At 66.2% G+C, this 14,477-nt stretch carries 11 protein-coding genes and 1 pseudogene; 4 read left to right on the top strand and 8 right to left on the bottom strand.

Translation table 11 applies throughout. The features are described 5' to 3' along the window. Window positions 1-34 precede the first annotated feature (34 nt). Both AC06DU_RS18815 and AC06DU_RS18810 read right to left on the bottom strand, forming a co-directional pair. The gene (locus AC06DU_RS18815) at window positions 35-1,615 is read right to left on the bottom strand and encodes a thioredoxin family protein (protein WP_478203016.1); all 1,581 of its coding nucleotides are present in this window, start codon (window positions 1,613-1,615) and stop codon (window positions 35-37) included. Window positions 1,616-1,880: 265 nt separating this feature from the next. Continuing rightward, window positions 1,881-2,885: a bile acid:sodium symporter family protein gene (locus AC06DU_RS18810; protein WP_039524893.1), complete on the bottom strand. Its 1,005-nt coding sequence runs from the start codon at window positions 2,883-2,885 to the stop codon at window positions 1,881-1,883. A 349-nt stretch (window positions 2,886-3,234) separates the two neighbouring features. Here AC06DU_RS18810 and AC06DU_RS18805 point away from each other — a divergent pair, with 349 nt between their 5' ends. Next, complete coding sequence (locus tag AC06DU_RS18805; RefSeq protein WP_104593658.1) at window positions 3,235-4,446, top strand: lipase family protein; 1,212 nt, start codon at window positions 3,235-3,237, stop codon at window positions 4,444-4,446. Between the two features lie 76 nt (window positions 4,447-4,522). On the opposite strand, the gene AC06DU_RS18800 is transcribed toward AC06DU_RS18805, so the two are convergent. The 5 genes from AC06DU_RS18800 to rpsU all read right to left on the bottom strand — a co-directional run bounded on the left by AC06DU_RS18800 (window position 4,523) and on the right by rpsU (window position 8,700). Further along, window positions 4,523-4,657, bottom strand: coding sequence for a hypothetical protein (locus AC06DU_RS18800; RefSeq protein ID WP_478203015.1), 135 nt, complete (start codon window positions 4,655-4,657; stop codon window positions 4,523-4,525). Window positions 4,658-4,725: 68 nt separating this feature from the next. After that, the gene (dnaG, locus tag AC06DU_RS18795) at window positions 4,726-6,474 is read right to left on the bottom strand and encodes a DNA primase (protein ID WP_478203014.1); all 1,749 of its coding nucleotides are present in this window, start codon (window positions 6,472-6,474) and stop codon (window positions 4,726-4,728) included. A gap of 111 nt (window positions 6,475-6,585) precedes the next feature. Further along, a complete protein-coding gene (locus AC06DU_RS18790; protein WP_016902815.1) occupies window positions 6,586-7,536 on the bottom strand; it encodes a YihY/virulence factor BrkB family protein in 951 nt (316 codons plus the stop codon). Window positions 7,537-7,784: 248 nt separating this feature from the next. Further along, window positions 7,785-8,231 (bottom strand): GatB/YqeY domain-containing protein, encoded by a 447-nt coding sequence (locus AC06DU_RS18785; RefSeq protein WP_065032992.1) that lies wholly within the window; start codon window positions 8,229-8,231, stop codon window positions 7,785-7,787. Between the two features lie 253 nt (window positions 8,232-8,484). Then, complete coding sequence (gene rpsU, locus AC06DU_RS18780) at window positions 8,485-8,700, bottom strand: 30S ribosomal protein S21 (RefSeq protein WP_002808376.1); 216 nt, start codon at window positions 8,698-8,700, stop codon at window positions 8,485-8,487. A 280-nt stretch (window positions 8,701-8,980) separates the two neighbouring features. Between rpsU and tsaD the strand changes: the two are divergent. The 3 genes and pseudogenes from tsaD to AC06DU_RS18765 all read left to right on the top strand — a co-directional run. Next, window positions 8,981-10,042, top strand: a pseudogene (gene tsaD, locus AC06DU_RS18775) (tRNA (adenosine(37)-N6)-threonylcarbamoyltransferase complex transferase subunit TsaD); the annotation flags it as partial. A 96-nt stretch (window positions 10,043-10,138) separates the two neighbouring features. After that, window positions 10,139-10,495 (top strand): dihydroneopterin aldolase, encoded by a 357-nt coding sequence (gene folB, locus AC06DU_RS18770; RefSeq protein WP_024938857.1) that lies wholly within the window; start codon window positions 10,139-10,141, stop codon window positions 10,493-10,495. Between the two features lie 232 nt (window positions 10,496-10,727). Further along, window positions 10,728-12,899 carry a glycoside hydrolase family 3 N-terminal domain-containing protein gene (locus AC06DU_RS18765; RefSeq protein WP_024938858.1) on the top strand — a complete coding sequence of 724 codons (2,172 nt, stop codon included), beginning with the start codon at window positions 10,728-10,730 and terminating at the stop codon, window positions 12,897-12,899. 291 nt (window positions 12,900-13,190) lie between these two features. Here AC06DU_RS18765 and AC06DU_RS18760 read toward each other — a convergent pair whose 3' ends face one another. Beyond that, complete coding sequence (locus tag AC06DU_RS18760; protein ID WP_054591062.1) at window positions 13,191-14,369, bottom strand: PQQ-dependent sugar dehydrogenase; 1,179 nt, start codon at window positions 14,367-14,369, stop codon at window positions 13,191-13,193. Window positions 14,370-14,477 lie beyond the last annotated feature (108 nt).

Here is a 14,477-nt window from a genome sequence, read left to right as displayed (position 1 = left end):
TTCGCCGCGTAGCGGGCTGCTCGCTCACGCCAGCTCAGCTCAGCCAGCTGGCGCAGTCGCTGGTGTTCTTGCTGTCACAGCTGCTCTGCATCTTCTGCTGCAGGCGCGTCAGCACCGCATTGCCTTCCTGGCGATGCTGCTTGCTCCAGGTCTTCAACGTGGCGCCCAGCGTGGCGAAGCGCTGCCGGGTGCGTTGGCGGTAGCCATCGGGCTGCCCGGCCAGCTCGCCGATCACCTGCGTGGCAGCGGCCTCGATGCCGGCGGTGTCGTCCGGGCTGAGTCGGATCAGGCCATCCACGTACATCACGCCCCATTGCACGCGAGTGGCGGGGCCTTGCGCGCTTTCGTACGCCTTCCTGAGCCAGGACAACGCGGTCTTCTTATCGCCGCGTTGTTCGGCCAGATCGGCCAGTTCGGGCATGTAGTAGTAAGGCGTCTTGCTGCGCGTCAACTCGGCCAGCAGCAACTGTTCGGCGCCGCTGCGGTCGCCGATCTCGCCGAGCAATGCCGCGGCGGTGCTGATGGTGGATTGGCGCTCCTCATCGGTCCTGGCGGTGTCGGTCGCCCATTGCACGCGTTGCTGCACGGTGTCGACGACGGTCTTGGGCAACGGCGGTTGCGGGCCCTTGGCCTCGGTTTCGGTGGGCTGGCCTTGTGCCAGGCGTGCCAGCTGGATGCGGGCGTACGCGGTGCCGAGCCGGTCGGCGATCGGCAGTGCGGTGTCGGCGTAGACCTTGTCCAATGCCAGATTCAGCGCATTGGACAAGGCAGTGCGCTCACCGGCATCGCTACTGGCAGCGGCGACCAGCCGTGCAGGCATGTAGCTCAGCGTGCCGAGATTGGCGCGCACCTCTGCCGGATCGGCCAGCACCGCTTCCAGCAACGTGCGTGACGCCGCGCTGGCGGCAGGCGGCTCCTTGGCTGCGGTAATCGCCGCCAGGGCGAAGCTGCGTTGCAGCGCCGGCTGTGGCGCCGACCTGGATAGGCGCGTGAGCACATCCACGGCCTGCTCCGGCTTGACCAGCCGATCGTCGGTGCCCCAGGCATAGTTGCCGAGTACGGCCCAGTCGTCCGCGCTGAGCTGCTGCGGGGTCTGTAATGCGGTGTCGAGCAGTTGCCTGGCGGTACTGGTGCTCTTGGCCGCCACCCGCAGCACATCGGCCAGACGTGCGTTGTCGGCATCGCCGGCCAGGCGGGTGATCTCGCTGCGATCCGGGCGCAGCACGATGATGGTCGGGTAACCCTTGATGCCGAAGCGTTCGCCCCAGGCCTGTGCGCCCTCCGAATCGCCGTCCAGATGCACCGCCACGAATTGCTGCGTGCGGGCGATGAAGGCCGGGTCCTTGAACAAGGTGGCCTTCAGGCGATTGCAGGGCGGGCACCAGGCCGCACCCCAGTACAGCAGGATCGGCTTGCCGCTTTCCCTGGCCTCGGCGAAGGCATCTTCGACATCGCCCTCGCGCCAGGCGATGCTGGACGCAGGCGCCGGCGTGGCGGCCGCCTTGGTCTGTGTCGGGGCTGGCGGCGTGGCGGGCTTGTTGCAGGCAGTGAGCGTGGCCAGCACCGCCAGCAGCGCGATCAGGGACGGGGCAGGGCGTCGGAACGATAGCGTCATGGCAATCACCGATGGGGGCGGCAGCAACGTGGATCGAACACTCTAGCGAGCGGCACTGTGCCAGCGTCGGAGTGCGTCATAACCGTTGTATATCTGCTTACAACCGGCACCGGCACGCAACGCGAACCGGTGTCGCGTCGGGCGTAGCGGGCCGGCGATGGCGCGCAGGCAACGCGCCGGCGGCAAGCAAGCCTTTGCAGGGCACGCCGCGTGGGATGCGCCATGTGTCGTCGATCAGACCACCGCCGTGCAGTGGCCGTTACCTTCAATGACCACCGGGAGTGATCTGCGGCTCGCCCGGCGCGTTGCGCGCATAACGTGCGGCCACGAATGCGCAGACAATGAGCTGTAGCTGGTGATACAGCATGATCGGCAACACGATCGCGCCCAGGCCACCGCCGGCGAACATCACCTTGGCCATCGGTACGCCGGTGGCCAGGCTCTTCTTCGAACCGCAGAACACGATCGCGATCTCGTCGGCGCGGTTGAAGCGCAGGCGCCGCGCGATGAATGTGATCGAGAGCATCGCCACCGTCAGCAACAACGCGGCGGCACCGAGCACCGCGAGCAAGGCCGGCAACGGCGTCTTCTGCCACAGACCTTCGTTCACCGATGCGCTGAAGGCGGTGTAGACCACCAGCAGGATGGTGCCCTGGTCGGTGTAACGCAGCACGGCGCGATGCCGTTCGACCCAGCCGCCGATCCATGGGCGCATGAAATGGCCAGCCAGGAACGGCACCAGCAACTGCAGCAGGATCTTGCCGATCGCCTCGGCCGGGTGCGCCATCGCGCCCTGGCTGCCGACCAGGGCGCCCATCAGCAACGGTGTGAAAAACACCCCCAGCAGGCTGGAAAGCGAGGCGGCACACACGGCCGCCGGCACGTTGCCGCGCGCCATCGAGGTGAAGGCGATCGACGATTGCACCGTGGATGGCAGCGCGCACAGGAACAGCACGCCGATATACAGCTCCGGTGTCAGCGCAAGATGCGCGAGCGGTTTGAACAACAGCCCGAGCAGCGGAAACAGCACGAAGGTGCAGGCCAGGATCACCAGATGCAGGCGCCAATGCAGCGCGCCGGCCTTGACCGCCTCGCGCGACAGGCGCGCGCCGTGCAGGAAGAACAGCGCGGCGATCGCCACGTCGGTGACATCGTCCATGACCGCCGCGGCGGTGCCGGAGACTGGCAGGAACGAGGCGAGCGTGACCGTGCACAGCAGCGCGAGGGTGAAAGGATCAATGCGCAACCGCGCCAGCCAGTGTTTGATCATCGTGCGTATTCAGGGGGAGGGCTGCCTGCAGAGTGCCATTGTAGAGGCCAGCGCGCACCGTGCGAGTCGGCCGCGCAGCGCAGGCCGGGGACGCATGCGTGCTCGCACCGGCTCCGGCAGCAGCGTGCGCTTGCGCCTGCCTGCAGCGCTGCAGACGGCGCCGCGTGGGGTGGTGAGCGATTCGTGCGATGCGTCGAGATTCCGCTGCGCGGGCGCTTCTGGCACGCACATCCTTTGTTAGATTCCGTGGGTTGCACACGCCGCGCGCCTCCGTGCCCGAACGGTATCCGCGCGCCGCGTCCGTGTTCGCTCGTGTTTCCACGCAAGGCCTAAGGAAAGGAGCCAGTCCATGCATTACGACCAATATCAACAGACCTTTGCGCTTTCCGCCCTGGCCAACTGGGTGGGCGATCGCAGGGGCAGCCAGCCGGTGTTGCAGGCGGACTACCAGGCCACGTTGCTGCAGACGCTGGCATCGGCCGACACCCAGGACCGGATCGGCGACTGGCAACTGGTGTGGGGGCCGCAGGTCTGGCAGGCGGCCGATTCGTCGCTGTCGGGCAATGCCATGTACGTGGCGCATACCGACGCCATGCCGGGCATCGGCGAGGCGTATGTGGTCGCGTTGAGCGCCACCAACCCGGAGTCGCTCTACGACTGGTTCACCGAAGACTTCGATGTGTCCTCGGTGGTGGATTTTGCGACCTACACGCCGTTGCTAGGCACCGCGCCGGTTGCGGCGAAGAAACCCGTCAAGCCAGGTTCGGCGGTCATCTCGATGGGGGCCGCCACCGGTGTGTGGCATCTGCTCAACATGGTCAGCCCCTCCACCGCACTGGCGCCGAACACGACGCTGCTGGATTTCCTGCAAGCGCTGGACGGCAGCAAGGCGACGGTGATCTTTGCCGGGCACAGCCTGGGCGGTGCGCTGTCGCCGACCTTGGCGACCTGGTTGAAGACCAACGGCAAACTGGACAATTTCAGCGCCGTGCACTGCTATCCCACCGCCGGCGCCACGCCGGGCAACGGCGGGTTCGCCGCGCTGTATGCGCAGGCATTGCCCTCTCCAGCGCCGGGCGCGGCGCCGTATCAGATCTGGAATGCCGACTTGTGGAACACGCTCGATTGCGTACCGCATGCCTGGACCGTGCCGATGCTCAGCCAGATCAAGACGCTGTACGGGAACGCGCCGATCAAGGAGATCGATGTGCTGGTCGATGTGGCCATCGCCAATGCGGTGGCGTCCACGGTGAACTACCGGCAGATCGCCAACCAGCCGCTGACCGGCACGCTCACCGGCACCCCCACCACGGTCCTGCAATTTCTCGAGCAGATGGCTTCCCAGCACACCACCGCCTATCAGGCCTTGATTGCCCCATGGCTCACGCCGGTGTCCGGTACGCCGCAGAGCCAGAGTGCCGACGGAGCGCCCGCGCGCGATGCCCTGATCGAGAGGCTGACCGCGCATGCCGGCCAGGCCGCACTGGCCGATGCCGACAAGATCGAAGCGGTCAGCGCGGCGCTCGGCTCGATGGCCAAGACCTTGTTCAAGCAGCTATGAGCGCGCACCTGCATGCGACGGCCAGCGCTGGCCGGCTGCGTCGGCAACAGGTGGTCTGACAGCGTTCGCCGGGTGCTCAGTGCGCGGTCGAAGGCAGGCGCGGCAGTGCGCGCAGTGCCTGCTGGTCGATCTCGTCGAGTCCGTGTGCGCGTTGCCTTGTCTGCAGCGCTTCAATGCGCTGCTGCAGCAATTGCCGGTGCAACTGGGCCATGGCGTCGTGCAGCGTGCGCGCCTGGCCCGCACACGACAGCGTAAGTCGATCCCCTCGCGTTACCCGCACTACAACGCAGCGAGCGCCTTGAACAGCTCGCGCAATTCGTACTTGTCGGTGTCGTCCAGGCCCTGCGCGCGCTGCTTGTCCTGCAGTTCGTCCAGGCGCTGGCGCAGCAATTGCTTGTCCAGTTGCGCAACGACGTCATGCAGTTCCATCGCCCAGCTGTGCTCGTCGCCGGGCAATGCCTGTGCGGCCAGTTTCTGCAGCGCGGCCTGTTCGTCGCGTTCGGCGAAGTGTTCCAGCAGCGCACCGGTGCTGATTTCCGGGCGTTGCCGCACCAGTGCCAGCAGTTCCATCAACAGGTCGATGCCGGGCAGGCGCAGGCCGGAAAAATCGTGGTCGCCCTCCAGGCTCATCGCCAGCGACGGCCGCTGCAGCAGGATCGCGATCGACGCGCGCACCAGGCTGCGTTTCTGCGCGGGTGCACCCATGCGGGCAGGTGGCCGTGCCTGCGATGTGGACGCCTGCGCCGACTGACTGACGCCCACGCCGGTCAGGCGCGACAGCTCCTGCTTCATCAGATCGCCGAATGCGCCTTCGGGGATCTGTGCCAGCATCGGCTTGGCGCGTTCGGCCAGCCGTGCCTTGCCATCGAGCGTGTGCAGGTTGATCTCGCGCGACATCTCGTCGAAGAAGAACTGCGACAGCGGCGTGGCCTGCTTCAGGCGCTGATCGAAGGCCTGCGCGCCTTCCTTGCGCACGATGGTGTCCGGGTCCTCGCCATCGGGCAGGAACAGGAAGAACGCCTGGCGGCCGTCCTTCATGCGTGGCAGCACCGATTCCAGTGCACGCCAACCGGCCTTGCGGCCGGCGTTGTCGCCGTCGAAGCAGAAGTACACATCCGGCGCGTTGCGGAACAATAACTCGGCATGTTCTGGCGTGGTCGCCGTGCCCAGCGTGGCCACCGCCTGGGTGACGCCAAACTGGAACAGCGAGACCACGTCCATATAGCCTTCCACCACGATCAGCCGATCGATCTTCTGATTGGCCTGGCGTACCTGCCACAGGCCGTACAACTCGCGGCCCTTGTGGAACAGCGCGGTTTCCGGTGAGTTGAGGTACTTCGGCCCCGGGTCGCGGCCATCGGCCGGCGCGCCCATGATGCGTCCGCCGAAGGCGATCACGCGGCCGCGGCGGTCGAAGATCGGGAACATCACCCGGTCGCGGAACTTGTCGTAGACATGGCCGCGATCGTTCTTGGAAAACAGCCCGGCGCGTTCGAGCACGCTCATGCGGCGTGCATCGGTGCCCAGCGTGTCCTTCAGTGCGCTGTAGCCATCGGGCGCGTAACCGATCTGGAAACGCGCGCGGTTGTCGGCATCCACGCCGCGGCCGTCCAGATAGTCGCGGGCGCGTTCGCTGCCCTCGAGCTGACGCTGGAAGAACTTGGTCGCCGCTTCCAGTGCCGAATACAGCTCGCGGCTGTCGTCCTGCTGTTGCGGAGTGCGTTGCTGGGTCTCGCGCGGGATTTCCATGCCGGCACGCTTGGCCAGCTCGTCGACCGCATCGAGAAATTCGAGGCGGTCGTAATTCATCAGGAAGCTGATCGCGGTGCCGTGCGCGCCGCAGCCAAAGCAGTGGTAGAACTGCTTGGTTGGCGAGACCGTGAACGAGGCCGAGCGCTCGTCATGGAACGGGCAGCGCGCCGAGTATTCCTTGCCCTGACGCTTGAGCGGCACGCGACCGCCCACCACCTCGACGATGTCGGTGCGTGCAAGCAGTTCGTCGATGAATGCGTCGGGGATGCGGGCCATCCCGCTAGGATATCCCAGCCGCCGGCGCGCGCCGATTTCAGCGAGCGAGGGATCTCAGCGAAGCGGTGGATGCCGCCTGGGTACGCGCGGCAACCGGCGCGGCATGCGCAATCAATTGCGCGTGGGTGCTTCCTGCGGCTGCGGCGCGGCATCCGGTTCGGCGGCGACCGGCGGCAGGTTGTCCGTATCCACCCCGGCCTCGCGCAGCTTGCGATGCGAGCGTACGCGCTCGTCGATCACCGCAGTCAGCAGGGCGCCGACGAAGAACACCACCGAGGCGTAGTACATCCATACCAGCAGGATGACCAAGGTCCCCATCGAACCGTATGCGCTGCCAGGCGCGGCCTTGGCGATGTACAGGCCGATGCCGTAGCGACCCAGTGCGAACAACAGCGCGGTGATCACACCGCCGACGAAGGCCTGCCGCCAGTTGACGGTGCGATCGGGCAGATAGCGATACAGGAAAGCGAAGGCGAGCGAATACAGCGCCAGGGTGGTGATGTAGCCGATCGCCGGCAGCACCGATGGCAGCCGTGCGAACACTACCTGCAACGCGGTGGTGGCAATCATCGACACGATCAACAAGAAGCCCAGGGCCAGGATCACGCCGAACGAGAACACGCGCTTCTTCAGCCACGCCATCAGGCCTTCCAGGCGCTGCTTGTCGGTGCGGAAGATCAGGTTCAGGGCGTTCTGCAACTGCGCAAACACCGCCGTGGCGCCGATGAACAGCAGCAACGTGCTCCACAGTCCGGCCAACGAGCCTACCCCGGGTTGATCGGTGGCGTTGCGGATCACCGTGTCGGCCACCTCCGCCGCGCTGCCACCGGCCAGTTGCGCGATCTGCTGCACCAGCGCTTCCTGTGCGGGCGGATACAGCGATGCGGTCAGCCACAGCAGCAGCACCAGCAGCGGTGCCAGCGACAGCAAGGCGTAGAACGACAGCGACGCGGCCTGCGTCATCACGTCGATCTCGAGAAAGCGATTGAGCAGTGCCATCGGCAGGCTGCGCTGCAGGCGGCTCAGATGTTTCTGCAGGTGTTCGGTTGAGAGCTTCGTCACCGGCGGGAGAATCCTTGGGCATACCGTTGTGTGCGCAGGCGTCGTAAGGCGAAGCCGGCATGCGGAATGCTTCACCCGGACCTGTGCTGGCGAAGGTGTTCTAACAGGGCGTGTTCAAAGATCGGGTGAAAGCGGGCGCTGGATGTTGCGCGTGTGCTGCCGTTGAAACGGCGCTGCAGCCAGCCGCACTTGGGCGGCTCGCTACAGTGCCCTGGCCATCGGGCACAGGGCACTGTGCAGGCGAAGACTCAGCCTGCCAGATGCTGCTTGACCAGCGTCGAGACCAGGCCCATGTCGGCCTGCCCGGCCAGCTTGGGCTTGAGTGCGCCCATCAGCTTGCCGATGTCGGCCGGGCTGCTGGCGCCGGTCTGCGCGATGGCTGCCTGGATGGCGGCGACGATCTCTGCTTCGCCCATCTTGGCCGGCAGGTAGCGCTCGATCACCACGATCTCCTCGCGCTCGACCTGCGCCAGGTCGTCGCGTGCGGCAGCTTCGTACTGGGTGACCGAGTCCTTGCGCTGCTTGACCATCTTGTCGAGCACGGCGATCACGGCGGCGTCGTCCATCTCGACGCGCTCGTCCACTTCCTTCTGCTTGATCGCGGCATTGATCAGCCGGATCACGCCCAGGCTGTGCTTGTCGCCGGACTTCATGGCGGCTTTCATATCATCGGTGAGCTGTTGCTTGAGGGGCATGGTGTAACTCCTGGGAGTGCGTGTTGCAGATGTGCCGATGCGCCACGACGGGCGCAGTGCATCGGCAGGAAGTCGGCCTGACAGGCGCGGGTCATGGCAGCGACGCCGGCCGGCTCTGCAGCGCAGAACGCAGCGGTCGCCTGGCATCGAACCAATGCAAAAAGCCGGCGACGCTTGCGCGTGCCGGCTCTTGGGTTCCACTCCGATGGGCCGCGCCTTCAGCGCATGCCCGTCGGCAAGGAACCGCGTTCGATCAGTACAAGCGCTGGCGCTTGGTGACGTCGCGCGAGGAACGACGCAACTGACGCTTCACAGCAGCGGCAGCCTTACGCTTGCGCTCCTGGGTCGGCTTTTCATAGAACTCGCGCTTGCGGGTTTCGGCCAGCACGCCGGCCTTTTCGCAGGTGCGCTTGAAACGACGGAGCGCAAATTCGAAGGGCTCGTTCTCGCGGACTTTAACGCTGGGCATGGGTTCTCCAGATAATGGGATTTCCGTCCGGGAGCCCCGGGCGGGTGCGAGCGGACTCGCGTGACGGAATTTCCGGGTTGCCCCGGCGAGCCGCGCATTATAACGACTTGCCAACGACCTGCAAGCCCCCTGCAGCATCTGCGCGAGCAGGCCTGATAAAGCCTGCCCTTGCGGGTGATCCGGTGGCGATGACACGGCCGTGCAGCAGATCGCCCCTGGCCGATCTGCGCAGGGCAAAAGCTGCGAAAATAGGCCGCATGTCCCTGCCTGCCGAGTTGCCGTGAAAGTTCTTGGGATCGAATCATCGTGCGATGAGACCGGCGTGGCGGTCTACGACACCGCGCTGTCGGGCGTGCCGGCGCTGCGGGCCCACGCGGTCTACAGCCAGATCGCGCTGCATGCCGAATACGGCGGCGTGGTGCCCGAGCTGGCCAGTCGCGACCATGTGCGCAAGCTGCTGCCGCTGATCCGCCAGACCCTGGACGAGGCCGGATTGCGGATCGACGAACTCGATGGGGTTGCCTATACCGCCGGCCCGGGCCTGGTCGGCGCACTCCTTGTTGGTGCCGGTGTGGCGCGGTCGCTGGCCTGGGCGCTGGACGTGCCGGCGATCGGCGTGCATCACATGGAAGGCCATCTGCTGGCGCCGCTGATGGAAGACGACCCGCCGCAGCCGCCGTTCGTGGCGCTGCTGGTCTCCGGCGGCCACACCCAACTGGTGTCGGTGAAGGCGCTGGGCCAGTACGAGGTGCTCGGCGAGACGCTGGACGATGCGGCCGGCGAGGCCTTCGACAAGACCGCCAAGATGATGGGCCTGCCGTATCCGGGCGGCCCGCAACTGGCGGCGCTGGCCGAAACCGGCACCCCGGGGCGCTACAAGTTCGCGCGGCCGATGACCGACCGCCCCGGGCTGGATTTCAGTTTCAGCGGGCTCAAGACCCAGGTGCTGCTGGCCTGGCGCGGCAGCGACCAGTCCGACGCCACGCGGGCGGACATCGCGCGCGGGTTCGAGGATGCGGTGGTGGAGACGCTGGCGATCAAATGCCTGCGCGCGCTGGATGCGGCTGACTGCAACACCCTGGTGGTGGCCGGCGGCGTGGGCGCCAACAAGCGCCTGCGCGCACGCCTGCAGGACGCGGCGCAGCGGCGCGGCGGCCGGGTGTGCTTCCCGCGGCCGGCCCTGTGCACCGATAACGGCGCGATGATCGCCTTCGCCGGCGCGCTGCGGCTGGAGGCCGGCGAGCGCGCCGACGCGGCAGTGCATGTGACGCCGCGTTGGGATATGGCGGGCTTGCCGCCGCTGGCGGCGGCGCGGGATTCGGGAATCGGGAATCGGGAATCGGGAATCGTAAAAGCGCTACTTCGATTCCGTTCGCGCTGCCGTGTCATTGCTTGTGCTTCTCACCATTCCCTAATCCCTATTCCCGATTCCCCACCTATGGACAAAGTTTTTATCGAAGGCCTGGAAATCGATGCGCTGATCGGCATCTACGACTGGGAGCGGCGCATCCGCCAGACGCTGCGGTTCGATCTGGAGATGGGCTTCGACAACCGCATTCCGGCCGCCAGCGACGACATCGCCGATACCCTGAACTACAAGGCGGTGAGCAAGCGGCTGATCGAATTCGTGCAGGCCTCGGACTTCGGGCTGGTGGAGACCCTGGCCGAGCGCTGCGCGGCGATCGTGCTGGACGAGTTCGGCGTGCACTGGCTGCGGTTGAAGCTGAGCAAGCCCGGTGCGGTGCGCGGCGCGCAGGCGGTGGGAGTGATCATCGAGCGCGAGCGGGCCCGCTGACGGCCACCGGCCGCGGACTCGCTCAGCGAGCTCCGATCCTTGGCCGCGCCCCGGAAAACCTAGGTGGCACCGGACCGAGATCTACGACCACGCCAACGATCCACAGCCCTAAGGCGCGGTTCAACCGGACCCGACAAATCCCGAATCCCGAATTCCAAATCCCGGCACTTGCCCCCTCGCGGTCGCCTCAGGCTAGAATTGACGGCCATGTAAACGTTTTCTCAAGGATCTCATGGCTGCTGATCGTATCGAAACCCTGATTGCCCAGATGACCGTCGAAGAGAAGGTCGGACAGTTGGGTGTGTTCGCCGACATGGTGCGGCCGTTCGCGCCGGACGTGAATCCCGAAGCCAATGTGCTCAACGCCGACGAGGTGCTGCAGCAGGTGCGCGCAGGCCGGGTCGGCTCGTTGTTCAATGGCGTCGGCGCCGCGCTGGGCGTGCAGATCCAGAAGGTGGCGGTTGAAGAAAGCCGCCTGGGCATCCCGGTGATCCTGGCAGCGGACGTGATCCACGGCATGCGCACGGTGTTCCCGATCCCGCTGGGCGAGGCGGCCAGCTTCGAGCCCGAGCTGGCCGAGCGCACCGCGCGCGCCACCGCGATCGAAGCGACCGCCGCCGGCCTGCACTGGACCTACGCACCGGCCGTGGATATCGCGCGTGACCAGCGCTGGGGCCGTGGCGCGGAAGGCGCTGGCGAAGACGTGGTACTGGGCGCGGCGTTTGCCGCCGCCCGCGTGCGCGGCTTCCAGGGCAGCGATCTGAAGGCCGACGATTGTCTGCTGGCCACCCCCAAGCACTTCGCCGCCTACGGCGCCGTGGCTGCGGGCATGGAATACAACACCGTGGACATCGCGCCGCAGACACTGCGCGATGTGCACCTGCCGCCGTTCAAGGCCGCCTTCGATGCCGGCGCACTGACCGTGATGTCTTCGTTCAACGACATCAACGGCGTGCCGGCCAGTGCCAACCACGAATTGCTGACCGAGATCCTGCGCGGTGAATGGCAGTTCCCCGGCGTGGTGATTTCCGATTACACCGCCGACATGGAACTGATTGCGCACGGCTATGCGGCCGATGAGCGCGATGCGACCAAGAAGGCGTTCCTGGCCGGCCTGGATCTGAGCATGCAGAGCGGCTTCTATGCCGCGCATCTGCCATCGCTGGTGGAAAGCGGCGAGGTGCCGATGGCCACGCTGGATGCCAGCGTGCGCCGCATGCTGCAGCTCAAGGAGGCGATCGGGCTGTTCGACAACCCGTACCGTTCGCTGGATCCGGCACGCGAAGCCGACACCGCGCATCTGCCCGCGCACGATGCGTTGTCGCGCGATGCGGCGCGGCGTTCGATCGTGTTGTTGAAGAACCAGGGCGAGGTGTTGCCGCTGAAGAAAAGCGGGCAGCACATCGCGTTGATCGGGCCGTTCGTGCAGGACCGCGAGAACATCGAGGGCTGCTGGACACTGTTCGGCGACAAGCAGCGCTACGTGACCCTGGAGCAGGGTGTGCGCGCGGTGGTCGACAGCGAGCATCTGACGGTGGTGCCGGGCTGTGGCCTGGAAGACGCGCTCCCGGGCGGTATTTCCGCCGCCATCGATGCGGCGCAGGCCGCCGACGTGGTGGTGCTGGCGCTGGGTGAACCGCAGCGCTTCAGTGGCGAAGCGCAGTCGCGCACCGAGATCGTGTTGCCGCCGGCGCAGCAGGCATTGGCCGAAGCCATCGCCGCCACCGGCACGCCGATGGTGGTGCTGCTGCGCAATGGCCGCGCGCTGGCCCTGAGCGGTGCGGTGCGCGATGCCGATGCGATCGCAGTGACCTGGTACCTGGGCACGCAGACCGGTACCGGCGTGGCCGACGTGTTGTTCGGCGACTACAACCCCTCCGCGCGTCTGCCGATCAGCTTTCCGCAGGTGACCGGGCAACAGCCGTATTTCTACAACCATCTGCGCACCGGCCGCCCTGAACTGCCGACGCTGTCCGAGTACAAGGCACGCTGGCGCGAGATGCCCAACGAGCCGTTGTACCCGTTCGGCCATGGCTTGAGCTACACCACCTTTGCGTATGCGCAGCCGCAGCTGAGCAGTGCGCAGCTGGGCTGGGACCAGACCCTGACCATCACCACGCGCGTCACCAATACCGGTCGCGTGGCCGGCGAAGAAGTGGTGCAGCTATATGTGCACGATCGCGTGGCCAGCCGGGTGCGCCCGGTGCGCGAACTCAAGGGTTTCCGCAAGGTGTTGTTGCAGCCTGGCGAAAGTACGGACGTGGTGTTCACCCTGACGCGTGACGCACTGGCCTTTACCAACCACAAGAATGTGTTTGGCGCCGAGCCGGGCGTGTTCGATGTGTGGGTGTGCGCCTCGGCCAAGAGTGGCGAGGCGGTGACGTTCGAGTTGCTGGAGGCCTGAACGCCCGCAGGCGTGGCATGACGCACTCACGCGATACGCAGCGGAGTGCGGCTGCTACGCGGGATTTGAGATGACGGTGACGGACGTGGCCCAAGGGCGCGCCATCATTGGGTCAGGGAAGATGTAAGCGCATGCCTGGTCGATGTGACCACGGCTCTGCTCGCATCTGTATGTATCGCGCCATGCACCGCACCTAATCGAACGCGGCTTCGCCGCGAAAATCGTGGCCACCGCCAGCACGCATTCGACGCGTGGCGGTGGCACGACTCCCCTGGGCGCGATCTTGCGGAGTTATGCCTCGTTCTCGACTGCTGCCTTGCTCTTGGGCGTCAGCTTGAGCAGGCGCCCGGTGCTGCCGCTGGCTTCGTCTTCCAGCAACCACAGCGCGCCGTCCGGACCCTGTTCCACTTCGCGAATGCGCGCGCCCATGTCGTAGCGGGCCACCTCGCGCGGCTGATCGCCGAGCGAGACCTGCACCAGCGACATCGACGACAAGCCGCCGATAAAGCCGTTGCCGCGCCACGCCGGGAACTGCTTGCCGCTGTAGATCACAAAGCCGGCTGGCGAGATCACCGGTGTCCAGCTGATCTTGGGCGCGGCAAATTCCGGGCGGGTGTTGTGATCCGGGATCGGGGTGCCGTCGTAGTTGTCGCCGTTGGAGACGATCGGGTAACCATAGTTGGCGCCGCGCTGGATCAGGTTCAACTCATCGCCGCCGAGCGGGCCCATCTCGTGTTCCCACAGGCGCCCCTTGCCGTCGAAGGCCAGGCCGAGAATATTGCGGTGACCCAGCGACCACACCTGCGCGGCAACGCCGCCCTGCGCGGCGAACGGGTTGTCGGCCGGCACGCTGCCGTCATCGTTGAGACGGATCAGCTTGCCGAGATTGGCTTGCATGTCCTGGGCGGGGGTGAACTTCTGGCGTTCGCTGGAACTGATCCACAGCTTGCCGTCGGGGCCGAACGCGAGCCGGTGGCCGAAGTGGCCGTTGCCGGTGACCTTGGGATCCTGGCGCCAGATCACCTTCAGGTCCGACAGCGTGCCGCCGCCGCTGGCATCCAGCGTGAGCTTGGCGCGTGCCACCGCTGCGCCGCGTGTATCGCCCTGTCCCGGTTCGGCGTAGCTGACATAGACCAGGCCATTTTTGGCAAAGCGCGGATGCGCCAGGACATCGCCAAAACCGCCCTGTCCGCCATAGGCGACTGCCGGAATGCCGGTGATGGCGCTCTTGCGGTTGGTCTTGAGATCCAGCCGCATCAATGCACCGCGTTTTTCGCTGACCAACAGACTGCCGTCGGGCAGGAAGGTCATTGCCCAGGGTTCGTCGAAATCGGCAACGGTGGTGGCCTGGAACGGCCACTGCGCCTTGGGAATGGCGGCCGCCGGCGCGACGGCAGGCGCGGCACATGCGGTGGCGGCGGTGAACAAGCTGGCCGAGCAGGCCAGGGCAAGCAGACGTCGGACAGACATGAGGTCCTCCAGGGAATGGGCGCAGTGACGTTGCAGCCCTCCCGCAACGTGTCCTGCGTCGGGTTTTAAAGTACCTTACACGACGCCTTCAAGGCCGCCTTGTCGTAG

The sequence above is a fragment of the Xanthomonas sp. NCPPB 3200 genome, assembly GCF_056393585.1.
Note: the sequence above shows the minus strand (reverse complement) of the source record. Positions and strands in the feature narration are given on the sequence as shown.